The organism is Yokenella regensburgei ATCC 49455 (genome assembly GCF_000735455.1).
GTDB lineage: Bacteria > Pseudomonadota > Gammaproteobacteria > Enterobacterales > Enterobacteriaceae > Yokenella > Yokenella regensburgei.
In genome coordinates, this window is record NZ_JMPS01000023.1 from 75,033 (window position 1) to 97,573 (window position 22,541).

A 22,541-nucleotide genomic window follows, 5' to 3' on the forward strand; every position below is an offset into this window, starting at 1 on the left:
TTCTCAGGAAGCCGGTACCACGACGTTTTTGTTCGAGCTCAGCTCACTGACCAGGTTGTTGATGCCGTCGCTCATATTGACGAAACGGGTCTGTGCCGAGCGGGTCACTACCACGAAGGCGCCGACGTTGTGCTGCGGGATCATCGCCATATACGTGATAAACCCGCCGCCACCGCCGGTCTTTTGAATGATGCCTGGGTGCCCCTCTTTCGGCCCCATATAGACCCAGCCCATACCCAGCGCGTCGGCTTTGCCCGGCACGTCCATGCCGATAACCCGCGTCAGTTGATGACGCTGGTAGATGAGGGTTTGCATCCGATCCGCCTGTGGCGAACGGGAGTAGAAATCGGAAGAGAGGAACTGCTGCATCCAGCGCATCATATCGCCAGGCGTGGAGTAAACGCCGCCGCTGCCGATAGCCGCCAGGGTGTTATTACACGGACTGGCGCCTTTCTCCGCCACCATCAGACGTCGGCACTGATCCGGTGAAGGCGTGAAAGTGGTGTCTTTCATCCCAAGCGGACGGGTAATTTTCTCTTCGAACAGCTGCGTATAGGGTTTACCTGCGGCGCTGGAGAGCGCGTCGGCCAGCAGATCAAACGCCAGGTTTGAGTAGGCGGCCTGCGATCCCGGGGCGGCCTTCAGGCTGGCGGTGGTGAGCCAGTTCCAGCGCTGCGAATAGGTTGGCCAGACAAACACCGGACGGTGCGCCGCGCCGCCTGGCTGCTCGCGGGGCAGAGAACTGGTATGGGTCGCAAGATTTACCAGGGTAATAGGCGCACCGTTATAGGTTGGTACGCGTGTGCCCGGCGGAGCATATTTGCTGAGCGGATCGTTGAGCTTGACCGTGCCCTGATCCAGAAGCTTCACCAGCATTTCACTGGTCATCAGCTTGCTAAGAGAAGCGATACGGATAACCGAATCGAGCTGTGGGCGGACGTCGCTCCCGGGACGGGTTTCTCCGAAGCTTCGGAATACGCGCTGATTGCCATCAATCACCACGATTGCCATTCCCGTAGCGCCGCTGCCGTAATATATCAGGTTCGCGTATCGGTCGACGATATCAGCTGCAAAAACCGGGGAAGGCGATGTCTGGGCGGCATGAGCCACGGACAGGGCTGACGTTAACAGCGCAACGCTTAATAACAGACGACGTTTCAACGGGAGTATCCATGAATCTAAATAAAAAGATAATGTGTATTTATACTACTAACCGGCATGTTGCAAAGGGCCTTTCGCGCTAAACCATGAGGGAAAAACGTAACGATGGGTAAATATGTCTGTTTTTACTGCGGCGTGTTATCCATTTTGTGATCGAGCGCTTATTATAAGGGAAGCATTAAACTCCTTCTGGAAAGGCGCTTTCGTAGTATTTGTTTATAAATTAAACAATGAAATAAACATTCAACGAAACAATTATCCAGAAACAACCGGCGAACTATGTCGTTAAGATCCAGTCTGATTGAACGGTCTGGACGGACGTTTAGTCCACAGCAATAGCCAAAAATAAGAAGTTAGCAGGAGAGAACCATGTTCAAGTCTTTTTTCCCAAAGCCGGGGCCGTTTTTTCTTTCGGCGTTTATTTGGGCACTCATCGCCGTGGTGTTCTGGCAGGCCGGAGGAAGCGCGTTTTTTGAACGACTTTTCCACGCCAGTGATAAAGTTCCTATCAGCGCCGCGCGCTTCTGGTCAGCAAGTTATCTGCTGTTTTACGCTTATTACCTCATCTGCGTTGGCGCCTTTGCGCTGTTCTGGTTTATCCGCAGTCCGCATCGCTGGCAGTACTGGTCAATTCTCGGCTCCTCGCTGATTATCTTCGTCACCTGGTTTCTGGTGGAAGTCGGCGTCGCGGTCAACGCGTGGTACGCCCCGTTTTTTGACCTCATTCAGACCGCACTGAGCTCCCCGAATAAAATCCCTATCGATCGTTTTTATTCCGAGGTGGGCGTCTTCCTTGGGATCGCGCTTATCGCGCTTATCGCGGTGGTCGTTGGGGTACTGAACAACTTTTTCATCAGCCACTACGTGTTCCGCTGGCGCACGGCGATGAACGAACACTACATGGAACACTGGCAGAAGCTGCGCCATATCGAAGGGGCCGCGCAGCGTGTGCAGGAAGATACCATGCGCTTTGCTTCTACCCTTGAAGATATGGGTGTGAGCTTTATTCAGGCGGTCATGACCCTGATTGCTTTCCTTCCGGTACTGGTGGCGCTGTCGCCGCACGTACCGGAACTGCCGATTGTCGGACATGTCCCTTATGGCCTGGTCATTGCGGCTATCGTCTGGTCTCTGATGGGGACCGGGATGCTGGCGGTGGTTGGGATCAAGCTGCCGGGTCTGGCCTTTAAAAATCAGCGCGTAGAAGCCGCCTATCGTAAAGAGCTGGTTTATGGTGAAGACGATGCGGCTCGCGCTACGCCGCCGACGGTGCGCGAGCTGTTCAGCGCCGTTCGTCAGAACTATTTCCGTCTCTACTTCCACTACATGTACTTCAACATTGCCCGCATTCTCTATCTGCAGGTAGACAACGTTTTCGGCGTTTTCTTGCTTTTCCCGTCGATTGCAGCAGGTACTATTACGCTGGGACTGATGCAGCAGATAACCAATGCCTTCGGGCAGGTTCGCGGTTCGTTCCAGTACCTGATTAGCTCCTGGACGACGCTGGTTGAGCTGATGTCGATTTACAAACGTCTGCGCAGCTTTGAGCGTGAACTGGATAATCAGGATTTGCAGGAAGTCACCCAAACCTCTCAATAACAGGGAAGCAGAATGGCCGTACCACGTTTGTTGATCCCCTCGCTGACGGTGCTCGCGGGGTTGGTGCTTAGCGCCTGTAGCAGTAAAACTCCCGCTCTGAAAGAAGGGGAGAAGGCTATCGACGTGGCGAGCGTGGTGCGCCAGAAAATGCCTTCGACCGTTAAAGACCGCGAGCTCTGGGCACAGAGCATTGCCGAAACCTTTGCCAGCCAGAAAATTGCGCCGACCGAAGAGAACGTCTGTTCGGTGCTGGCGGTGGCGCAGCAGGAGTCGAACTATCAGGCCGATCCGGCGGTGCCGGGGCTCAGTAAAATTGCCTGGCAGGAGATAGACAAGCGCGCAGAGCGGATGCACGTCCCGGTTTTCCTCGTGCATACCGCGCTGAAGCTCAAATCTCCGAACGGCAAAACCTACAGCGAACGGCTGGATACCGTGAAAACGGAGAAACAGCTGAGCGCCATTTTTGACGATTTCATCGGGATGGTGCCGATGGGGCAAACCCTGTTTGGTTCACTGAACCCGGTGCATACCGGTGGGCCAATGCAGGTGAGTATCGCCTTTGCACAAGCGCATAAAGACGGTTACCCGTGGAAAATGACCGGGACGGTGCGCCAGGAAGTCTTTACCCTGCGCGGGGGCGTGTGGTTCGGGACCCGTCATCTGCTGAATTACCCGGCAAACTACCCGGAGCCGCTGTACCGCTTTGCTGATTTTAACGCTGGCTGGTACGCCAGCCGAAATGCCGCATTCCAGAGTGCGGTGAGTCGGGCGAGCGGCGTAAAGCTGGCGCTTGATGGTGACCTGATTCGTTACGACAGCGATGAACCCGGCACTACCGAAATGGCGGTGCGCAAGCTCGCGCCGAAGCTCGGAATAAGCGATAGCGACATTCATCGCCAACTGGCGAAGGGTGACAGTCTGGAGTTTGAGAAGACGGCGGTGTATCAGAAGGTGTATGCGCTCGCCGAGGCGAAAAGTGGTAAAGCGTTGCCGCGACAGATCTTACCGGGAATTCAGTTAGAGAGCCCGAAGATCACCCGTAACCTCACCACCGCGTGGTTCGCAAAACGGGTTGACGAGCGTCGGGCTCGCTGTATGGCGCAGAATTAGTGATGACGGCGCCAGCGCGCGATGAGCATCACTAACGCCAGCACTGCGCATCCTGCAAGAAACGGCACCAGGCCAAACAAGGTGCTGACCCCGGGGCCCATTTCAATGCGTGGGCGACCGCTGTCCTGCATCTGCATCAGATGCTCATAGACGCCAGGTGCGTGAACCAACAGGTTCAGCAGCTGCGCGCCGGCCCAAAAGCAGAATAGAACGAAGAGCGCATAGGCAATATTACCTGGCGCAGAAGAGGTCCTTTTCTTCCCACTGATAATGGGTTTCGACATCGTAAAATCTGTCATAAAAGCCTCCCGGACATTCTGGCTTCCTGCCTGCTGAAGATGGCTGTAGTGTGGCAGTGCAAGGCGAATGTCAATATCGGAATAGTGGTAATTTCCGTTAAGGATTGCTCCTAATTTTGCGAAACTTGCATAGCATCACAATTGCGTTGCCTTAGTGTAAACGGACGTTGCGGCGGCACGCGGATGTGTGATGATAGGGTTTTCCTGCTTCTGGAGTGGTCATGAATCTGCCTTTAAAAATACGCCGTGACTGGCATTACTATGCCTTTGCGATTGGGCTTATCTTCATTCTTAACGGCGTGGTCGGACTGCTCGGTTTTGAAGCCAAAGGGTGGCAAACCTACGCGGTAGGGCTGGTGACCTGGGTGATTAGCTTTTGGCTGGCGGGGTTTATCATTCGCCGCCGTCCCGAGGCTGAGACGGCGGAAAAGTAAATCTTATACCTGAACGGCTACATCGAGGTTTTCAGCGCGTTGTCAGCGCGGTGGCGCTCGAGCGCCAGCTCAATCAGACGGGTGATGAGCGAGGTGTAATCCAGACCGCTCGCCTGCCACAGTTTGGGATACATGCTGATGTTAGTAAAACCAGGCAGCGTGTTGATTTCGTTGATGATAACGTCGTTGTCTTCGGTTAAGAACACGTCAACGCGCGCCATACCGCTGCAGCCCAGCGTCTGATAGGCCTGTATGGCGATGGCGCGCACTTTGTCATTCACCGCGCTATCGATATCCGCCGGGATCACCACGCGAGCACCGTTGTCATCAATGTACTTGGTGTCGTAGGCGTAGAATTCGCTGTTCAGCACAATCTCACCGCAGGTGCTGGCTTCCGGGAAGTCATTACCCAGTACCGCACACTCAATTTCACGGCCCTTAATTCCTTTCTCAACCACCACTTTGTGGTCAAACTCGAACGCCAGCGCCACGGCGGTATGATACTGCGCTTCGCTGGTGACTTTGCTGACGCCAACGGAAGACCCCTGGTTTGCCGGTTTCACAAACAGCGGCAGGCCGAGGCGGGATTCGATATCGGCAAAGCTGATTTTATCGCGGTTGGCGCGGGTCAGCGTGACAAACGGCGCAATCGCCAGACCGGCGTCGCGCAGCAGACGTTTAGTCACGTCTTTGTCCATGCAGGCGGCGGAGCCCAGCACGTCGGAGCCGACGTATGGCAGGTTGGCCATGCGCAGCATGCCCTGCAGGGAACCATCTTCGCCAAGCGTACCGTGGACGATCGGGAAGATAACATCAATGCCCGGCAGCGGCTGGCCGTTACCGGCATCGATCAGCTGTTGGGACACTTTACCTGGCACCTGAGCCAGCGTTACGTCGGAAGGGCGCAGCGCGATACGTGCCGGGTCATTGGCGTTGAGCAGGTAGCTGCTGGCATCGTTAATGTGCCACTGGCCCTGCTTATCAATTCCCAACAGGGTCACGTCAAACTTTGTTTTATCGATTGCTTCAACGATGTTTTTCGCCGACTGCAACGACACCTCGTGTTCTGCTGATTTACCGCCAAAAACAATGCCCACCCGCAACTTAGCCATCTCAACTACCATCCGTCTAAAATTCCAAAACACATAACATACCACGTCAATTTCAGTGTATCTGCCATAATCTTTTACTTCTGGCCACGTTGAAATTTGATAAGCTGGCTAACAAATTTAGCATCTGAATAAATTGCGCAGTTATGGAATCCTGGAAGGTTAATCTCATCTCGGTCTGGTTTGGTTGTTTCTTCACCGGGCTTGCTATCAGCCAAATTTTGCCGTTTCTCCCACTCTATGTCTCACAGCTTGGCGTGACTTCGCATGAAGCGTTGTCGATGTGGTCGGGGCTGACCTTCAGCGTCACGTTCCTGGTTTCCGCGATCGTTTCGCCGATGTGGGGCAGCCTGGCAGACCGCAAAGGCCGCAAGCTGATGCTGCTGCGCGCGTCCCTCGGCATGGCTATTGCCATTCTGCTGCAGGCCTTTGCCACCAACGTCTGGCAGCTGTTTATTCTGCGGGCGGTGATGGGGCTGACCTCTGGGTATATTCCAAACGCCATGGCGCTGGTGGCCTCGCAGGTGCCGCGTGAGCGCAGCGGCTGGGCGCTCAGCACGTTATCGACGGCACAAATTAGCGGCGTTATCGGTGGGCCGCTGCTCGGCGGTTTCCTCGCCGACCACGTCGGGCTCAGGGCGGTTTTCTTCATTACTGCATTTCTGCTGACCGTGAGCTTCCTGGTGACGCTGTTTCTGATTAAAGAGGGCGGGCGGCCTAAGGTTTCGAAGGCGGAACGGCTTAGCGGTAAAGCGGTATTTGCTTCCCTGCCGTATCCAGGCCTGGTGATTAGCCTTTTCGTGACCACCATGGTCATTCAAATGTGCAACGGCTCTATTGGCCCGATTCTGGCGTTGTTTATTAAATCAATGGCGCCAGACAGCAACAATATCGCCTTTTTAAGCGGCATGATTGCCGCGGTACCGGGTATCTCGGCACTTATCTCTGCGCCAAAACTGGGCAAACTGGGCGATCGCATCGGTACTGCCAGGATCCTGCTGGCGACGCTGTGCTGCGCGGTGGTGATGTTCTTTGCCATGTCGTTTGTCACTTCGCCGCTGCAGCTGGGTATCCTGCGGTTTCTGCTTGGCTTTGCCGATGGCGCGATGCTGCCGGCGGTACAAACGTTATTGCTTAAATATTCCAGCGATCAGGTCACCGGGCGGATCTTTGGTTATAACCAGTCGTTTATGTACCTCGGAAATGTCGCTGGACCGCTTATTGGTGCCTCGGTATCCGCTATGGCCGGTTTCCGTTGGGTATTTGTCGCTACGGCTATCGTGGTGCTGATAAATGTCATTCAGCTGAGCTTTGCATTACGCCAGCAGCGGCTCACAAAAGCCTGATGCTTACTGGCAGCAATAAATTAATTGCTGCCAGATATATACTATATCGTAATTATCGGAGCTTTGTGTTTACCCGACAATTAGCACAGTATTGCCTGCGAAGTATCATAAAAACGTTTCGCTGACTTTTTTATTTGCATTTTTTTATTTTTTATAAAAATAATACCGGTTCACGCCAGGAATTATCGGGCCATACCGCTTACGTCAATGAACGTCTGATAAGGATATAGCGCCATGAAAAATCTGATCGCGGAATTGCTGTTAAAGCTTGCCGAAAAGGAAGAAGAGTCAAAGGAGCTGGTGGCACAGGTTGAGGCTCTGGAAATTGTGGTGACGGCGCTGCTCCGGCATATGCGTCAGGATGAACAGCAGACGCTGATTAGTGATATTGAATCTGCTATGGATCAGGTGAAGCCGCAGACTCAGGTCTCTGACCGCGATAGTGAATTGCTGCAGCAATATATAAAAAAGCTATTACGGCATCCGCGTAGCTAAACGCTTACCCCGCCATCGCGGGTGCTGTCATAAGAGTGTCATCTGGCTTTTATAAAGTCTCTCTGTTTATTACATGGAGAAGATAAAAGTGAAACATTCCGCCTTATTTATTGCCTTATTACCTCTGTTTTCTGCCCCTGTATTCAGCGCTGATGCCCCGGTTTCCGTGGGGCTGGAAAGTCGTGCCGCCCAGGGCGATATCACCGCGCCTGGTGGTGCCCGTCGTTTATCTGGTGACCAGACTGAAGCATTGCGCGCTTCAATTAGCGAGCGTCCAGCCAAAAATATTATTCTGCTGATTGGCGACGGAATGGGGGATTCGGAAATAACGGCGGCGCGAAATTATGCTGAAGGGGCGGGCGGATATTTTAAAGGGATTGATGCACTGCCGCTCACCGGTCAGTACACCCACTATGCGCTGGATAAAAAAACCGGTAAGCCGGATTACGTGACGGATTCTGCCGCCTCGGCAACCGCCTGGAGTACCGGGGTAAAAACTTATAACGGCGCGCTGGGCGTTGATATTCACGAAAAAGACCACGTGACCATCCTCGAAATGGCGAAGGCGGCGGGGCTGAAAACCGGTAACGTTTCAACCGCCGAACTGCAGGATGCCACCCCGGCGGCGCTGGTCTCTCATGTGACCTCACGTAAATGCTATGGCCCGAGCGTAACCAGTGAAAAATGCCCGAGCAATGCGCTGGAGAAGGGCGGTAAAGGCTCGATTACCGAGCAACTGCTGAATGCGCGTCCTGATGTCACGTTAGGTGGCGGCGCGAAAACCTTCGCCGAAACGGCGACGGCAGGTGACTGGGCGGGGAAAACCCTGCGTGAGCAGGCGCAGGCTCGCGGCTATCAGCTGGTTGATAACGCCCAGACGCTGGCGGCCATCACCGATGCTAACCAGGACAAACCGCTGCTCGGGCTGTTTTCTGACGGCAACATGCCGGTCCGCTGGGAAGGGCCAAAAGCCTCTTACCACGGCAATATCGATAAAGCTGCCGTCACCTGTACGCCAAACCCGAAACGCGATGCCAGCGTACCGACGCTTGCCCAGATGACCGAGAAGGCTATCTCACTGCTTAGTAACGGCGAGAAAGGTTTCTTCCTGCAGGTAGAAGGCGCGTCTATTGATAAACAAGACCACGCGGCAAACCCATGTGGCCAGATTGGCGAAACTGTCGACCTCGATGAGGCGGTACAGAAAGCGCTGGAATTTGCCAAAAAAGATGGCAACACGCTGGTTATCGTGACCGCTGACCACGCCCACGCCAGCCAGATTATTCCGCCGGAAACTAAAGCTCCGGGCCTGACCCAGGCGCTGAACACCAAAGACGGCGCGGTCATGGTGATGAGCTACGGTAACTCGGAAGAAGAGTCCATGGAGCATACCGGCACGCAGCTGCGCATTGCGGCTTACGGCCCGCAGGCGGCAAACGTAGTGGGATTAACCGATCAGACCGATCTGTTCTTCACCATGAAAAATGCGCTGGGTTTGAAATAATCCTCTGACCCGACAGGAAAATCGTGCCTGTCGGGTGGTTTTTTTCCCATAAACGTCCAGAATTAACGGGAATAACTTATAAAAGGATTGTGCTATGAAAATGATGTTACTGGCAGCTCTGTTGGTTGGGATGACAGGTATGGCTACCGCGCAAGCGGCGCAAACCACCGCTGCGGCACCTGCGGCGGCAGAGAAGACGATGACCCCGCAGCAGCAGCGCATGACCAGCTGTAACCAGCAGGCGACGGCGAAAAGCATGAAGGGTGATGAGCGTAAGACGTATATGAGCAACTGCCTGAAAAATGGCTCCTCTCCGTCTAACGAAAAAAGCCTGACCCCGCAGCAGCAAAAGATGGGCACCTGTAACGCAGAAGCTTCCAAAAAAGCTCTGAAAGGTGATGCGCGTAAGACCTTTATGAGCGACTGTCTGAAGAAAAAATAAGCCAGACGCTAAAACGGGTGAAGCTAGCTGACTTCACCCGTTTTTTTTTTGGGGCACGAATCAGGACTTGCTGAGCTTTTCCGATTTTTCCATACATTTGGTCATCGCTTCGATAACCGCAGAACGGAATCCTCTCTCTTCCAGCACGCGCACGGCTTCAATCGTGGTACCGGCAGGGGAGCAGACCATATCCTTCAGCTCACCCGGATGCTTACCGGTTTCCAGCACCATTTTGGCCGATCCCATCACCGCCTGAGCGGCAAATTTATAGGCCTGCGCCCGCGGCATTCCGCCCAGCACCGCCGCGTCTGCCATCGCTTCAATAAACATAAATACGTAGGCTGGCGCTGAACCACTGACGCCCACCACTGGGTGGATCATCGGCTCGGCAATGACTTCGGCTTCACCAAAGCAGCGGAAAATGTTCAGCACGTCAGCGATGTCTTCCGTAGTGACCAGTGCGTTCGGCGTCACCGAGGTCATCCCGGCGTTCACTAAAGATGGGGTGTTCGGCATGGCGCGTACGATTTTACGATCGTGTCCCAACGCACGTGCCAGCTGTTCCAGTGTAACCCCGGCGGCAATGGAGACCACCAGAGAGTCTTTATTCAGGCTGGAGGCGATGTCGCTCAGCACTTTAACCATAATACCCGGCTTTACCGCACCGAAGACGATGTCGGCTACCTGTGCGACTTCCTGCGCGCTTTCCGCCGGGTTGATACCGTATTCCTGCTGGAGCGCTGCGACCTTATCCGGTGATGGGGTATAGACCCAGATCTGACCCGGCAGCACCTGACCGCTGGCAATGAGCCCGCCGAGAATCGCTTTCCCCATATTCCCGCAGCCGATAAAACCGATCTTCTTGTCCATCTCGTTCTCCCTCAGCTCGTTGTTCTGTATTATTCAGGATATAGCTTATCATGTTGTGCAGAAATCAGAGGTTACCATGTCAATCTGGGTAGATGCGGACGCGTGTCCGAACGTCATTAAAGAAATTCTCTTTCGCGCCGCCGACAGGGCGCAGATACCGATGACGCTGGTCGCTAACCAGAATATACGCGTTCCTCCTTCACGATTTATCCGTTCAATGCGCGTACCTGCCGGGTTTGACGTTGCCGATAACGAAATTGTGCGCCTTTGCGAAGCGGGCGATCTGGTGATCACCGCGGATATACCGCTGGCGGCAGAAGTACTGGCTAAGGGAGGCGTTGCGCTGAATCCGCGGGGTGAGCGCTACAGCGAAGCGACCATTCGTGAGCGGCTGACGATGCGTGATTTCATGGATACGCTGCGGGCCAGCGGTATTCAGACCGGTGGCCCGGACAGTTTGTCCCAGCGCGACAGACAACAGTTTGCTGCCGAGCTGGAAAAGTGGCTGCTGCAGGTGAAACGCCAGCAGGGTTAAACCCAGCTGTCGTCATCGTTGCTGTAGTCGTCACCACCAAAATCATTGTTGTCGAAGAACGAGTCGTCCTGGCCGTTATCGTTTTGCGCCCAGGTCTGACTGTCGTCGTTCTGGAAGTTGTTATCCGCCGCTTGCGCGGTATCGGTCTGCGGCGTTTGCTGCGGTTCTTCGATGATGTTGACTATCTCCTGCGGATGCGAGCCGCCGAACATATTCATCAGCACGTTACCCAGCACCACCCCGCCGGCCACACCGGCTGCGGTTTGCAGAGCACCCGCCATAAAACCGCTGCCACCGCGCGCAGGGGCATAGTTCTGGCCCATTGGCGCGGCGTTTTGCGCACGCTGGCCATATTGCTGTGCGTATTGATCTGCTCCTGGGATCGGATCCGCTGCGCGAGGCTGCGGGCTGGCATTACTGCCGCCAAAAAGACCGGCCAGGAAGCCACCGCTACTCTGTTTTGCGGACTGAAGCTGCGAGACTTCGCTTTCCAGCGCCTGAATACGATCGTTGAGCTGCTTAATGGCAGCTTCCTGAATCAGGATAGTCTGCGCCATATAGTACGGCGCCGCAGGTTGCGCATTCACATGTTGCGCAATAACGCCCTCGGCTGTAGCATCGCGCGGTGCGCTGTTAGCCTCGGCTTGTTTCAGTCGTGAAAACAGCCCATCAATAAGGCGTTGCTCTTCAGATTGCATGGTACATCCCTCTGTAACAGTGTGAATCTACCTTTGTAGTTTGTCTGAATTATTCGCCGTGTAAATGTGTTGAGCGTAAAGCTACGCATAAATGTGTTACCGATTGCAGCAGACAGAAGCTTGTCAAAAGGTAATTGTTTAATGTAAGGTTGGCGCAACACTGAGTGACATAAAAACTTTACACTCTTTCTGGCGCTCATAGCGCTATTTGTGAACCACTTTAATCAGCAATGAAGCAGTGTTGTAACCGTTTATTGACACGTTGCGATGTACTCGCTTGATGGTACACTATTCTTTGAACGTATGTTCCGCACATTGCGGTACCAGGGGGATCCCCAGGTTATGGTTATGACTCAACCTATTTTTCTTATTGGCGCCCGCGGTTGCGGGAAAACGACCGTTGGCGAAGCGCTCACTCGCGCCTGCGGTTTTGCCTTTGTCGATACCGATCAGGTTTTACAGGCACGTGCGCAGATGTCCGTGGCGGATATCGTGACGCAGGAGGGCTGGGAGGGTTTCCGGGCACGGGAAACGGCAACCTTACAGTCGGTCACTCATCCTTCCACCGTGATTGCGACCGGCGGCGGAATTATTCTGGCGGCCTGTAATCGGGAGTTTATGCGCAGTCACGGGGTTGTCATTTACCTGAAAGCGGCGGTTTCTGTGCTTTCCGGAAGGCTGGAGGCGTTTCCAGAAGATGCGCAACGCCCAACGCTCACCGGCAAGCCGATCAGTGAAGAGGTGCGTGAAGTGCTGGCGCAGCGCGATGCGCTGTACCGCGAAACGGCGCACCATATTGTTGATGCCTCCGGCTCGCCAGAGCAGGTGGTGAATGAGATCCTGACCGCACTGCAGGTCGCCCGCGCCAGTTAATACCTTTCTATGCCCCGCAGGCTTTGTGGGGCCTTCAGGCTGTTTTTTCCTTCGCTTCGGCAAACTTTCTACCTTCATCACACTTTTGACTTAATTAAAGTGTTAATGAAAGGTTAATATGAAGATATATCATGGGCGTTTGGGAAGCATTTGGAATCTTTACATATCGGAGGACGATGCAGCTGCTACGCTTTTGAACGGTTGTATTTTTGCCATCAGGGGGGCGGGAGTCAGCGGTAGCCTGTTGTTGAAGCAGTCGTAGTGAGAAGGTACATAACATGAGTGCAAGTCTGGCGATCCTGACGATTGGCGTGGTGCCAGTCAGTGAATCAATGCCGTTTTTAACTGAGCATATCAGGGAAGACCAAATCACCCATATTAGTCTGTTGGGGAAGATGGCGCGTGACGACGTTATGGAAGATTACGCGGTAGAACCCGGTGAGGAGACGATTCTGACGCTTCTCAATGACAACGACCTTGCCCAGGTCTCAAGAATGAAGGTCGAACGCGATCTGCAGGCCGTGATTGAGGTCCTCGACAACCAGGATTACGACGTGATCCTGTTCATGAGCACCGCCCCTATCCGCGGGCTGGTGGCACACAACGCCATACTTCTGGAACCTTTACGGATTATCCCACCGCTGGTGGCCTCTATTGTTGACGGACATCAGGTGGGGGTCATGGTGCCGGCAGAGGAACTTATCCCTTCGCAACAGCAAAAATGGCAGACCCTTGAGCATACGCCGCACTATGCGCTTGCCAACCCACGGGAGGACAGCGATGCGCATTTTGTTGCGGCTGGTCGCGAGTTGATTGCGCGCGGTGCTGACGTCTTAATGCTCGACTGTATGGGCTATAGCCAAAAGCATCGTGATCTATTGCAAAAGACGCTGGATGTCCCGGTTTTACTGTCGAACATGCTGGTGGCCCGGCTGGCCTCTGAGCTGCTGGTTTAAGCAATAATATTGCGTGACAGCGGTCGTCACTGCCCCCTATATTGAAGGCTAACCATATGAAAAAAAGGGCCAGTCTATGCTTCAGAGTAACGAATACTTTTCCGGTAAAGTGAAGTCTATCGGGTTTACCAGCAGCAGCACGGGCAAAGCCAGCGTAGGGGTTATGGAAGAGGGTGAATACACCTTCAGTACCGCACAACCGGAAGAGATGACGGTGGTCAGCGGCGCGTTAAACGTTTTACTGCCGGGGGAAACGGAGTGGAAGGTGTATAACGCGGGTCAGAGCTTTAACGTACCTGGCAGCAGCGAGTTTCATCTGCAGGTTGCAGAGCCGACCTCTTATCTCTGCCGTTATCTGAAATAAAAAACCCGGCAATCGCCGGGCTTTTTATTCTAAGCTGCTTAGCGCTGGGCTTCGCCGCCCAGCCCTTCAACCAGACTCTTAATCAACGCTGCCAGTTCACCGGTCATCAGGATGAAATCGGCATCAAAGCGTTGGGCAAAGTCTTCGCGGTCAATATCTTCGTTCTGATCGCGCAGTTCGTCGCTGAACTTCAGGCGCTTCAGGGAACCGTCGTCGCAAAGCATAAACTGAATGCGCTGCTGCCAGTCGAGAGCAAGCTTGGTGACCACTTTCCCGGCCTCAATGTGCACCGCAATTTCGTCGCTGACCAGATCCTGTTTCTTGGCGCGGATAACGCCGCCGTCTTCAAGAATCGCCTTCAGTTCGGCTTCATCCAGCAGCTGGAAGCCCTGGGCAACGTCGCCAGAGCGTACCCATTCGGTCAGCGTCAGCTCAATTGGGTTCTCCATCGCCAGCGGCACGACCGGCAGTGAGCCGAGCGTTTTACGCAGCAGCGCCAGGGTGTCTTCCGCTTTTTTGGCGCTCGCACAGTCCACCATGATGAGGCCATTGACGGTGTCAATCCACATCATGGTCTGGCTGAAGCGGCTGAACGCGCGCGGTAGCAGAGAGTGCAGCACTTCGTCTTTCAGGGCGTCTTTTTCGGTCTTTTTCAGTTTACGGCCCTGTTCGCCTTCCAGCTTGAAAATTTTGGCTTCCAGCGCCTGCTTAACGACCGGAGAAGGCAGAATTTTCTCTTCTTTGCGTGCGCAAATGATGATTTGCCCGTTGGCTTCGTGGGTCAGCGCATCGCTGTGTGAGCCCATCGGCGGTACCCAACCGGTTTTCGCCATATCCTGACTACCGCACGGGGTGAATGTCAGCCCGGCTAACTGTTTTTCCATCTCTTCAACGCGCAGGGTGATGTCGCGGCTGAGACGGTAAACCATTAAATTTTTGAACCACAGCATGATATTTTTCCACGGCTTTGTCGTTAAATCCTGCGGGCATGATAGCGAATTGTCGGTATGCTTGCATTGTTAATCAGGTTCAGAGGGGCTATCTGTGCGAATTGGGATTGATTTAGGCGGCACGAAAACTGAGGTGATTGCGCTCAGCAACGCAGGCGTACAGCTTTACCGGCACCGTCTGCCGACGCCGCGTGAGGACTACCACAACACCATCGAAACGATTGCAACGCTTGTCGAAATGGCAGAAACCACCGTAGGCGAGCGCGCGACGGTCGGCGTGGGGATCCCCGGGTCGCTTTCTCCCTATACCGGGGTGATTAAAAATGCCAACTCTACGTGGCTTAACGGTCAGCCGTTCGACAAGGATTTGAGCCGTCGTCTGAACCGGGAAGTGCGGTTGGCGAACGACGCCAACTGTCTTGCGGTATCTGAAGCCGTTGACGGCGCTGCCGCCGGGGCACAGACGGTGTTTGCGGTCATTATTGGTACCGGCTGCGGAGCGGGCGTGGCGCTTGGCGGTCGCGCGCATATCGGTGGTAACGGCACCGCCGGTGAGTGGGGGCACAACCCGCTGCCGTGGATGGATGAAGATGAACTGCGCTATCGCGCAGAGGTTCCCTGTTACTGCGGTAAGCAAGGGTGTATTGAAACTTTTATCTCCGGTACCGGGTTTGCGACGGACTATCAGCGTCTTAGCGGCCAGCCGCTTGCCGGGAGTGAGATTATGCGCCTGGTCGAGGCGAAAGACTTGCTGGCAGAGCAGGCCATGAGCCGTTACGAGCAGCGACTGGCGAAGTCGCTGGCGCACGTGGTGAATATTCTCGATCCGGACGTTATCGTGCTCGGCGGTGGGATGAGCAACGTCGATCGTTTGTACCAGACGGTGCCAGAGCTTGTGAAAAACTGGGTGTTTGGCGGCGAGTGCGAAACCCCGATTCGCAAAGCCATGCATGGCGATTCCAGCGGCGTGCGCGGCGCCGCATGGTTGTGGCCGCTGTAGTATTCGGGGCTGTATTGTAGGCCGGATAAGGCGCAGCCGCATCCGGCTTGTGCCCGATGCGCATTGCTTATCGGGCCTGGAAAAGCGTAGCGCCTGTCACTCGACGGCAAACGCCTTATCCAGGCGACTGTAGCCCAGTCCGTTAATTTTCTTCACCTTGATCTGCACCGGGATGCGCTCTTTCATCGCTTCCACGTGGCTTATCACGCCAATAATTTTGCCACTGGCGTTCAGTGCATCCAGCGCATCCAGCGCCGTATCCAGCGTTTCGCTATCCAGGGTGCCAAAACCTTCGTCAAGGAACAGCGAGTCAATTCGTGTCTTATGGCTGACGAGATCGGAGAGCGCCAGCGCCAGCGCGAGGCTCACCAGGAAGCTTTCGCCGCCGGAAAGGGTGCGGGTATCGCGCACGGCGTCGGCCTGCCAGGTATCGACCACTTCCAGCTCCAGCGCTTCGCTGGCTTTGCGTTGCAGCAGATAGCGCCCGTGAAGGCGAGTTAACTGGTGGTTTGCCAGCCACACCAGGTTGTCGAGGGTGAGCCCCTGGGCGAATTTGCGGAATTTATCACCCTCTTTGGAGCCAATCAGTGCGTTCAGGGTGCTCCAGTCTTCCAGCGTCTCGGCGGCGCGGGCGATCGCTTCGTGTAGCGCCTGCTGTTTCTGGCGATGCTCCTCATCCTGTTTTAACTGCAGACGTTGTTCGCCCTGGCTGGCACTGTTATCGCGGATCTGCTGCGCCAGTTGCTGAAGCTGCGTTTGCACCACCAGGCGATCGGCAGGCATTTCCTGGTCTGTCGGGCGCTGTTCCAGATGGGTTTTCAACGCCTGCCGGGCCTGGTTAGCCAGCGCCTGAGCCTGCTGTAACTGACTTTCAAGCGTCTGCGAAAGCGTCTGTAAACGCTGGCGTTCGGCGTCATCCAGCAGGGCGGCGAGGAACGCTTCGCGATCGCGGAACTGGCTTGCCACCAGCGCGTTATCAAAGCTCTCTTGCGCCTGTCCAAGGCGCTGCTGGATCTGCTGCGCCTGCTGCTGCAGAGTTTGCCACTGGCTTTGCAGGGAGACGCACTCGCTGTGCACGTGCTGCCATCGGCTCAGGTCTGTCGATGCTGCCGCCTCATCCGATTGTGCCGCCGGCAGGGTATCCAGCAATGGTTGAAGCTGGGCGAGCTGCTGCTCCAGCTGATGGTGCACTTCGCCCTGACGCTGCCACTGCTGGCTCTCCTGTTCACGTCCGGCAAGCCAGGCGTTTTCTTCACCGCTTGCCGGTAACGTCAGGCCGAAAGCGGTGAGCGCCGTTTCGAGGCGAGTGCGCCGTTCTTCGCTTTCCTGCATCAACGCGCTGCGCTCGCGGGCTACTTCTGCTATTTGCTGGGTCAGACTCAGGCGCTGGCTGTGGCGGTAGAGCTGCTGCTCGTGCTCGTCCTGGGCACTCAGCCAGCCGGGGATGTCGTCGTTCGGGGTCAGCGAGATCTGTAGCCCGGCGGTCAGCGTTTGCCATTGCAGAGTAAGCGCCTGCTCTTGCTCAAGGATGCTCTGCAGCTCGCGTTGTTCATTTGCCAGTTGCTTATCCAGCGCTTCAAGCTGGCCGCGCAGGCTGGCACCATCTTCCGCCAGCTTTTTCACCTCCAGCTCGAGGGCATCCCGGCGGGTCTGGTTGACTCCGGGCTGCAGCGCCTGATACTCGGCGACCGCCGGATGATCGGTGGCACCGCATAGCGGACAGGGCGCACCGGGCTGCAGGCGGGCGCGTTCGGCCTCAAGGCGCACGATGGTCGCTTCCATTTCGCACAGCGCCCGGACGTCGGTCAACTGCTGCTGCTTCTCTTTATACTGCTGGCGGCGCAGGTCAAGTTCGGCGCGCTGTCTGGCGACATCCTGCTGACGCTGGTCGAGTGCCGTTTGCAACTGCCGGCGGCGTTTTTCCAGCGGGGCAGCGCTGCTGTACAGGCTGTGTAATTGCTGGCGCTGCGGTCTGGCCGCCGTATGCCGGGCCAGCGCTGCGGTCACGTCGTCGCTTTCAAGCGTCAGTGTGCTGGCAGGGAGCGCGTTCAACTGCTGGCTAAGCGCCTGCTCACGCTGTGTGAGCGTCTGTAGCCGGCTGGCGTTCTGCGCCTGTTGGGCAAAGTCAGCACGCCAGCCGCCAAGTGCCTGCGGCCACTGACGCAGGTGGTCATGGGTTTTCAACCATGCGCTGAGGGTACTCAGTTCCTGAGTGAGAGCAGCATGGCGGGCATCCGCGGCTGTGCGGATCTGTTCACGCTGGCGCAGGCTGGCTTGTAAGCGAGTATTTACTTCTTCACTCTGCTGCTGAACCTGGGTCACTTCACTGTGGTGATCCTGTACCCGCTGCCATAACGGACGCAGCTGTTCGGCAGGCTGCGCCAGCGCCAGGGTTTCAAGCTGCGGTCTGGCTTCGTCGAGCGCCTGCTGCGCCTGATCAAGCATTTGCTGGGCCTGTCGTTGCCCCTGCTGGCGCTCCTGTTCACGCTCCAGCCACTGCAGCCAGCTTTGCAGACGCTGCTGCTGCGCCAGGTACGCTTTTTCTTCGTCAGTAAGTACCTGCAAACGTTGCACAAGCGCCTGTTTCTGCTCTTCACTCAGAAGCATCACCCCGGAGGCCTGCGCCTCCAGCTTCTCCAGCTCGGTTTTGGCGGTTTTGTGCTTTTCAAACACCATCGCCGAAATTTGTCCGTAGATTTCGGTTCCGGTGAGCTCTTCGAGCAGCTCGGCGCGCTCTTTCGGTTTGGCATTGAGGAAAGCGGCAAACTGCCCCTGCGACAGCAGCATCGAGCGGGTAAAGCGACCGTAGTCGAGCCCGGTGAGCGTGGCGGTAAGCTCCAGCTTGTCTTTCACTTTATCCGCAAGGATCTTGCCGTCTTCAGTACGCGCCAGCTCAACGCGCGGTGCCTGCAGGTTGCCGTCGGGCTGGTTACGCGCCCGGTTCTGGCTCCAGAAGGCGCGATAGCCGGTGCCTTTCACCTCAAATTCCACCTCGGCCAGACACTCGGCGGTATCGCGGGTCATCAGATCGTTTTGCGACTGTGAGACGGTATTAAGACGCGGTGTTTCATGGTACAGCGCGAGGCAGATAGCATCGAGCAATGTGGTTTTTCCGGCCCCGGTCGGGCCGGTGATAGCAAACAGACCGTTGCTGGCGAACGGCTCGGCGGTGAAATCAATTTTCCATTCGCCTTTCAGCGAGTTGAGGTTTTTTAAGCGCAGGCTGAGGATTTTCATACGTTTTCCTCCCCGGAGAGGCTTTGCAGGGTATCGTCGAAAAGCTGGTGCAGGCGACCCTGCTGACCGTCGTCAAATTCTTCCAGTGCGAGGCGGCGGGCAAAGACCTCTTCAACTTTGAGTTCACTCAGGGTTTCGCGCTGTTCGCCTGCGATAATGCGCTCCCGCTGCTCGCGGCTGCGGCGGATCAGCAGGACCTCAACCGCACGTGCCTCCGTCTGGGCCTGAATTTTGCGCTGCAGGTCGTGCAGGTACTCTTCGCTGTTGATTTCGATATCAAGCCAGGTGACGGCTCCCGACGTTTCTGGCCAGCGGGCGAGCTGATCGCTGACGCTGGCGAAATCACCTTTCAGCACCGCCAGCGGTTGGGTGACCGGCACGTCAAGGGTCTCGACGCTGGCAAGTTTACCCGCGTCGAAGTTCACCAGATGCACGCTTTTGCTTTTGCCGGTTTCGTCGAAGCTCAGCGCAATCGGTGAGCCGCAGTAGCGAATGTGCTCGCTGCCGCCAATTTTCTGCGCCCGGTGAATATGCCCGAGGGCGATGTAGTCCGCCGGCGGGAAGTTCTGCGCCGGGAAGGCATCGAGAGTGCCTATATAGATGTCGCGTACCGCGTCACTTTTGCTGGCACCGACGGTGGTCAGGTGGCCGCTGGCAATAATCGGCAGCGTGCGGTCGCCGCGCAGCACAACCGCAGCCTCATATTGTTGCTGGTAGTAATCGGTGATTGCGGCAAGCAACGTGTGCTGTTTTTCCTGGGCAGAATGCCCGGCCTGGCTCACGACCACATCGCGCGGGCGCAGGAACGGCACCGGGCAGAGAATGGCCCCCACGCTGCCGTCGCGGCGGATAAGCTCACAGGGTGGACAGCCCGCGCTTGCGACAACGGTCGTATTAAGGAAGGCGAGAATATCGCGTGATTCATTGAGCGTGGCGACGGAATCATGGTTACCCGCCAGCACCACCAGGTGACAGCCGGTTTGCTGCAGCTTGACGACAAAACGGTTGTACAGCTCGCGGGCGTAGCTTGGCGGCGAACCGGTATCAAAGATGTCACCTGCCACAATAATGGCATCCACCTCACGGGCTTCGGCCGTTTGCAGCAGCCAGTCGAGGAAGGCCTCGTGTTCTGGAGCCCGGCTCTTGCTGTAAAAGTTCTGGCCCAGATGCCAGTCAGAGGTATGAATGATGCGCATAGCGGTTCCGTAGCAAAAAAAGCATAAAGGAGATTATAAACATTCAGATACGGTGGGGTCGATGGCTGTCATAAAGCCTCCGCAGAGGTATCATCTGTCGGTCATCTTTTTCATAAATCTGTCACAAATCTGACGCATAATGGCGCCGCACTCTATAATTGCTACTAAAAAATCACAGGGTAAATAATGGCGAGACGAATTCTGGTCGTTGAAGATGAGGCTCCAATCCGCGAAATGGTGTGCTTCGTTCTGGAGCAAAATGGCTTTCAACCCGTTGAAGCAGAAGATTATGACAGTGCCGTGAATCAACTCAATGAGCCCTGGCCAGATCTGATTCTGCTCGACTGGATGTTGCCGGGTGGTTCGGGGTTACAGTTCATCAAACATATCAAGCGTGAAGCCATGACGCGTGATATTCCGGTGATGATGCTGACCGCGCGCGGAGAAGAAGAGGATCGTGTGCGGGGGCTGGAAACCGGAGCGGATGACTACATTACCAAACCGTTCTCGCCGAAAGAGTTAGTCGCCCGAATTAAAGCCGTGATGCGCCGCATTTCACCGATGGCGGTGGAAGAGGTAATTGAGATGCAGGGGCTGAGCCTCGATCCCACTTCGCATCGCGTCATGACCGGTGAAAATCCGCTGGACATGGGGCCGACAGAATTTAAGTTATTACACTTCTTTATGACGCATCCCGAGCGTGTTTATAGCCGCGAACAACTGCTGAACCACGTCTGGGGAACGAACGTGTATGTCGAAGACAGAACGGTTGATGTGCATATTCGCCGCCTGCGTAAGGCGCTGGAGCACAGCGGCCACGACCGTATGGTGCAAACTGTACGCGGTACGGGATATCGTTTTTCTGCCCGTTTCTAAAATTTGACAGGAGTATGACCCGTGCTGGAACGGCTGTCATGGAGAAGGCTGGCGCTTGAGCTTTGCTTATGTTGTATCCCAGCCTTTATTCTCGGGGCATTTTTTGGTTATTTGCCGTGGTTTTTACTGGCGGCGGTAACCGGGCTGCTTATCTGGCATTTCTGGAATTTATTACGTCTTTCCTGGTGGTTATGGGTTGATCGCAGCATGACGCCGCCGCCGGGACTAGGCAGCTGGGAGCCACTGCTGTACGGTCTGCATCAGATGCAGATGCGTAACAAAAAACGTCGCCGCGAGCTGGGGAGTCTGATCAAGCGCTTTCGTAGCGGCGCCGAGTCGCTGCCGGATGCGGTGGTACTGACTAACGGAGAAGGCGCTATCTTCTGGTGTAACGGACTGGCCCAGCAGCTGCTGGGGCTGCGCTGGCCGGACGATAACGGACAAAATATCCTCAACCTGCTGCGCTATCCGGAATTTGCTCAGCACCTCAAACATCGTGATTTCTCAAAGCCGTTGAATCTGGTTCTGAATAATGGTCGTCATCTGGAAATTCGCGTGATGCCGTACAGCGAGCATCAGTGGCTGATGGTGGCGCGTGACGTGACCCAGATGCACCAGCTGGAAGGTGCGCGGCGCAACTTCTTTGCCAACGTCAGCCATGAGCTGCGTACGCCGTTGACCGTATTACAGGGCTATCTGGAGATGATGCAGGAGCAAACGCTGGAAGGTGCAACGCGTGAAAAAGCGCTGCATACCATGCGTGAACAGACTCACCGGATGGAAGGGTTGGTTAAACAACTGCTGACTCTGTCAAAAATTGAAGCGGCACCGATGATGGCGCTGAGCGATCGTATTGATATGCCGATGATGCTGCGGGTGGTGGAGCGTGAAGCCCAGACCCTCAGTCAGAAAAAGCATACGCTGCATTTTGAGATTGATGATTCCCTGCGGGTGATGGGCAACGACGAGCAGCTGCGTAGCGCGGTATCCAACCTGGTGTATAACGCTATCAATCACACGCCTCCGGGCACGGAGATAACCGTGCGCTGGCAGCGGGCACCGCACGGCGCGCTGTTTAGCGTGGAGGACAACGGCCCGGGGATTGCGCCGGAGCACATTCCGCGCCTGACCGAGCGCTTCTACCGGGTTGATAAGGCGCGTTCGCGGCAAACCGGGGGCAGCGGTCTGGGGCTGGCGATAGTGAAACATGCGGTAAATCATCACGACAGTCGCCTGGAAATTGAAAGTACCCTGGGCAAGGGGACGCGTTTTAGCTTCCTGCTTCCGGAACGTTTAATTGCCAAAAACAGCGCTTGAATCGATGCTTGTCAGGTTAACTTTCCACAGACCAGCTTCGGCTGGTCTGTTTGCTTTGCAGTTCATTTTTTAGCGCTGTATTTATGAACGTCTGATTGTTTTTTGTTCGCATGATTAGCCACATGTTTTTTGTAAAACTGGTAGATAATCCCATTGCGAAAATTAGTATT

At 55.5% G+C, this 22,541-nt stretch carries 22 protein-coding genes; 14 read left to right on the plus strand and 8 right to left on the minus strand.

The window, feature by feature from the left end; genetic code table 11:
* Positions 1 to 3: 3 nt before the first annotated feature.
* Positions 4 to 1,161, minus strand: coding sequence for a D-alanyl-D-alanine-carboxypeptidase/endopeptidase AmpH (ampH, locus tag GYRE_RS07220; protein WP_038254185.1), 1,158 nt, complete (start codon positions 1,159 to 1,161; stop codon positions 4 to 6).
* A gap of 369 nt (positions 1,162 to 1,530) precedes the next feature.
* On the opposite strand from ampH, the gene sbmA reads away from it, so the two are divergent.
* Both sbmA and GYRE_RS07230 read left to right on the plus strand, forming a co-directional pair.
* Complete coding sequence (sbmA, locus tag GYRE_RS07225; RefSeq protein WP_038254188.1) at positions 1,531 to 2,760, plus strand: peptide antibiotic transporter SbmA; 1,230 nt, start codon at positions 1,531 to 1,533, stop codon at positions 2,758 to 2,760.
* A 12-nt stretch (positions 2,761 to 2,772) separates the two neighbouring features.
* Positions 2,773 to 3,870: a DUF1615 domain-containing protein gene (locus GYRE_RS07230; RefSeq protein WP_006818718.1), complete on the plus strand. Its 1,098-nt coding sequence runs from the start codon at positions 2,773 to 2,775 to the stop codon at positions 3,868 to 3,870.
* Here GYRE_RS07230 and GYRE_RS07235 read toward each other — a convergent pair.
* On the minus strand, positions 3,867 to 4,169 hold the full coding sequence (locus GYRE_RS07235; RefSeq protein ID WP_006818719.1) for a DUF2755 family protein: 303 nt from the start codon (positions 4,167 to 4,169) through the stop codon (positions 3,867 to 3,869). The two genes, GYRE_RS07230 and GYRE_RS07235, sit on opposite strands and share 4 nt — an antisense overlap.
* A 221-nt stretch (positions 4,170 to 4,390) precedes the next feature.
* Here GYRE_RS07235 and GYRE_RS07240 point away from each other — a divergent pair, with 221 nt between their 5' ends.
* Positions 4,391 to 4,603, plus strand: a complete 213-nt coding sequence (locus GYRE_RS07240; RefSeq protein ID WP_038254190.1) for a DUF2754 domain-containing protein — start codon at positions 4,391 to 4,393, stop codon at positions 4,601 to 4,603.
* A 17-nt stretch (positions 4,604 to 4,620) separates the two neighbouring features.
* Here the strand turns inward: GYRE_RS07240 and ddlA are convergent, their stop codons facing one another.
* Entirely contained in the window at positions 4,621 to 5,715 is a 1,095-nt protein-coding gene (gene ddlA / locus GYRE_RS07245; protein ID WP_038254192.1) for a D-alanine--D-alanine ligase, read from the minus strand.
* A gap of 143 nt (positions 5,716 to 5,858) precedes the next feature.
* Between ddlA and GYRE_RS07250 the strand changes: the two genes are divergently transcribed.
* The 4 genes from GYRE_RS07250 to GYRE_RS07265 all read left to right on the plus strand — a co-directional run bounded on the left by GYRE_RS07250 (position 5,859) and on the right by GYRE_RS07265 (position 9,499).
* Positions 5,859 to 7,058 carry a multidrug efflux MFS transporter gene (locus tag GYRE_RS07250; RefSeq protein ID WP_006818722.1) on the plus strand — a complete coding sequence of 400 codons (1,200 nt, stop codon included), beginning with the start codon at positions 5,859 to 5,861 and terminating at the stop codon, positions 7,056 to 7,058.
* A gap of 234 nt (positions 7,059 to 7,292) precedes the next feature.
* Positions 7,293 to 7,553 carry an anti-adapter protein IraP gene (gene iraP, locus GYRE_RS07255; protein WP_006818723.1) on the plus strand — a complete coding sequence of 87 codons (261 nt, stop codon included), beginning with the start codon at positions 7,293 to 7,295 and terminating at the stop codon, positions 7,551 to 7,553.
* A gap of 73 nt (positions 7,554 to 7,626) precedes the next feature.
* Positions 7,627 to 9,057, plus strand: a complete 1,431-nt coding sequence (gene phoA, locus GYRE_RS07260; RefSeq protein WP_006818724.1) for an alkaline phosphatase — start codon at positions 7,627 to 7,629, stop codon at positions 9,055 to 9,057.
* 94 nt (positions 9,058 to 9,151) lie between these two features.
* Entirely contained in the window at positions 9,152 to 9,499 is a 348-nt protein-coding gene (locus GYRE_RS07265) for a PsiF family protein (RefSeq protein WP_006818725.1), read from the plus strand.
* Between the two features lie 60 nt (positions 9,500 to 9,559).
* Here GYRE_RS07265 and proC read toward each other — a convergent pair whose 3' ends face one another.
* A complete protein-coding gene (gene proC / locus GYRE_RS07270) occupies positions 9,560 to 10,369 on the minus strand; it encodes a pyrroline-5-carboxylate reductase (protein WP_006818726.1) in 810 nt (269 codons plus the stop codon).
* A 76-nt stretch (positions 10,370 to 10,445) separates the two neighbouring features.
* On the opposite strand from proC, the gene GYRE_RS07275 reads away from it, so the two are divergent.
* Entirely contained in the window at positions 10,446 to 10,904 is a 459-nt protein-coding gene (locus GYRE_RS07275; protein WP_038254196.1) for a YaiI/YqxD family protein, read from the plus strand.
* Here the strand turns inward: GYRE_RS07275 and GYRE_RS07280 are convergent.
* Positions 10,901 to 11,602, minus strand: a complete 702-nt coding sequence (locus GYRE_RS07280) for a DUF2076 domain-containing protein (RefSeq protein ID WP_038254198.1) — start codon at positions 11,600 to 11,602, stop codon at positions 10,901 to 10,903. The two genes, GYRE_RS07275 and GYRE_RS07280, sit on opposite strands and share 4 nt — an antisense overlap.
* 348 nt (positions 11,603 to 11,950) lie before the next feature.
* On the opposite strand from GYRE_RS07280, the gene aroL reads away from it, so the two are divergent.
* From aroL to ppnP, 3 genes are all read left to right on the plus strand, one after another.
* The gene (gene aroL / locus GYRE_RS07285; protein WP_038254300.1) at positions 11,951 to 12,475 is read left to right on the plus strand and encodes a shikimate kinase AroL; all 525 of its coding nucleotides are present in this window, start codon (positions 11,951 to 11,953) and stop codon (positions 12,473 to 12,475) included.
* A gap of 278 nt (positions 12,476 to 12,753) precedes the next feature.
* Positions 12,754 to 13,431 carry an AroM family protein gene (locus GYRE_RS07290; protein ID WP_006818730.1) on the plus strand — a complete coding sequence of 226 codons (678 nt, stop codon included), beginning with the start codon at positions 12,754 to 12,756 and terminating at the stop codon, positions 13,429 to 13,431.
* Between the two features lie 76 nt (positions 13,432 to 13,507).
* The gene (gene ppnP / locus GYRE_RS07295; protein ID WP_006818731.1) at positions 13,508 to 13,795 is read left to right on the plus strand and encodes a pyrimidine/purine nucleoside phosphorylase; all 288 of its coding nucleotides are present in this window, start codon (positions 13,508 to 13,510) and stop codon (positions 13,793 to 13,795) included.
* A gap of 38 nt (positions 13,796 to 13,833) precedes the next feature.
* Here ppnP and rdgC read toward each other — a convergent pair whose 3' ends face one another.
* Positions 13,834 to 14,745: a recombination-associated protein RdgC gene (gene rdgC / locus GYRE_RS07300; RefSeq protein ID WP_006818732.1), complete on the minus strand. Its 912-nt coding sequence runs from the start codon at positions 14,743 to 14,745 to the stop codon at positions 13,834 to 13,836.
* Between the two features lie 94 nt (positions 14,746 to 14,839).
* Between rdgC and mak the strand changes: the two genes are divergently transcribed.
* Positions 14,840 to 15,745, plus strand: a complete 906-nt coding sequence (mak, locus tag GYRE_RS07305) for a fructokinase (RefSeq protein WP_038254201.1) — start codon at positions 14,840 to 14,842, stop codon at positions 15,743 to 15,745.
* A 96-nt stretch (positions 15,746 to 15,841) separates the two neighbouring features.
* Here the strand turns inward: mak and sbcC are convergent, their stop codons facing one another.
* Positions 15,842 to 18,982, minus strand: coding sequence for an exonuclease subunit SbcC (gene sbcC / locus GYRE_RS07310; RefSeq protein WP_038254204.1), 3,141 nt, complete (start codon positions 18,980 to 18,982; stop codon positions 15,842 to 15,844).
* Positions 18,979 to 20,178 carry an exonuclease subunit SbcD gene (sbcD, locus tag GYRE_RS07315; RefSeq protein WP_038254206.1) on the minus strand — a complete coding sequence of 400 codons (1,200 nt, stop codon included), beginning with the start codon at positions 20,176 to 20,178 and terminating at the stop codon, positions 18,979 to 18,981. Before sbcD ends, sbcC begins: the two co-directional genes overlap by 4 nt.
* Positions 20,179 to 20,364: 186 nt before the next feature.
* Here sbcD and phoB point away from each other — a divergent pair, with 186 nt between their 5' ends.
* Both phoB and phoR read left to right on the plus strand, forming a co-directional pair.
* Entirely contained in the window at positions 20,365 to 21,054 is a 690-nt protein-coding gene (gene phoB / locus GYRE_RS07320) for a phosphate response regulator transcription factor PhoB (RefSeq protein ID WP_006818736.1), read from the plus strand.
* A gap of 21 nt (positions 21,055 to 21,075) precedes the next feature.
* The gene (gene phoR / locus GYRE_RS07325) at positions 21,076 to 22,371 is read left to right on the plus strand and encodes a phosphate regulon sensor histidine kinase PhoR (protein ID WP_038254208.1); all 1,296 of its coding nucleotides are present in this window, start codon (positions 21,076 to 21,078) and stop codon (positions 22,369 to 22,371) included.
* Positions 22,372 to 22,541: the final 170 nt, after the last annotated feature.

Bases quoted from the DNA above. Each gene is read 5' to 3' on its own strand.
- iraP (WP_006818723.1), top strand. From the start codon at position 7,293: ATGAAAAATCTGATCGCGGAATTGCTGTTAAAGCTTGCCGAAAAGGAA.
- sbcC (WP_038254204.1), bottom strand. From the start codon at position 18,982: ATGAAAATCCTCAGCCTGCGCTTAAAAAACCTCAACTCGCTGAAAGGC.
- GYRE_RS07290 (WP_006818730.1), top strand. From the start codon at position 12,754: ATGAGTGCAAGTCTGGCGATCCTGACGATTGGCGTGGTGCCAGTCAGT.
- GYRE_RS07275 (WP_038254196.1), top strand. From the start codon at position 10,446: ATGTCAATCTGGGTAGATGCGGACGCGTGTCCGAACGTCATTAAAGAA.
- ddlA (WP_038254192.1), bottom strand. From the start codon at position 5,715: ATGGCTAAGTTGCGGGTGGGCATTGTTTTTGGCGGTAAATCAGCAGAA.
- sbcD (WP_038254206.1), bottom strand. From the start codon at position 20,178: ATGCGCATCATTCATACCTCTGACTGGCATCTGGGCCAGAACTTTTAC.
- GYRE_RS07280 (WP_038254198.1), bottom strand. From the start codon at position 11,602: ATGCAATCTGAAGAGCAACGCCTTATTGATGGGCTGTTTTCACGACTG.
- GYRE_RS07265 (WP_006818725.1), top strand. From the start codon at position 9,152: ATGAAAATGATGTTACTGGCAGCTCTGTTGGTTGGGATGACAGGTATG.
- rdgC (WP_006818732.1), bottom strand. From the start codon at position 14,745: ATGCTGTGGTTCAAAAATTTAATGGTTTACCGTCTCAGCCGCGACATC.
- proC (WP_006818726.1), bottom strand. From the start codon at position 10,369: ATGGACAAGAAGATCGGTTTTATCGGCTGCGGGAATATGGGGAAAGCG.
- phoB (WP_006818736.1), top strand. From the start codon at position 20,365: ATGGCGAGACGAATTCTGGTCGTTGAAGATGAGGCTCCAATCCGCGAA.
- ppnP (WP_006818731.1), top strand. From the start codon at position 13,508: ATGCTTCAGAGTAACGAATACTTTTCCGGTAAAGTGAAGTCTATCGGG.
- GYRE_RS07250 (WP_006818722.1), top strand. From the start codon at position 5,859: ATGGAATCCTGGAAGGTTAATCTCATCTCGGTCTGGTTTGGTTGTTTC.
- GYRE_RS07235 (WP_006818719.1), bottom strand. From the start codon at position 4,169: ATGACAGATTTTACGATGTCGAAACCCATTATCAGTGGGAAGAAAAGG.
- GYRE_RS07240 (WP_038254190.1), top strand. From the start codon at position 4,391: ATGAATCTGCCTTTAAAAATACGCCGTGACTGGCATTACTATGCCTTT.
- GYRE_RS07230 (WP_006818718.1), top strand. From the start codon at position 2,773: ATGGCCGTACCACGTTTGTTGATCCCCTCGCTGACGGTGCTCGCGGGG.
- phoA (WP_006818724.1), top strand. From the start codon at position 7,627: ATGGAGAAGATAAAAGTGAAACATTCCGCCTTATTTATTGCCTTATTA.
- sbmA (WP_038254188.1), top strand. From the start codon at position 1,531: ATGTTCAAGTCTTTTTTCCCAAAGCCGGGGCCGTTTTTTCTTTCGGCG.
- aroL (WP_038254300.1), top strand. From the start codon at position 11,951: ATGACTCAACCTATTTTTCTTATTGGCGCCCGCGGTTGCGGGAAAACG.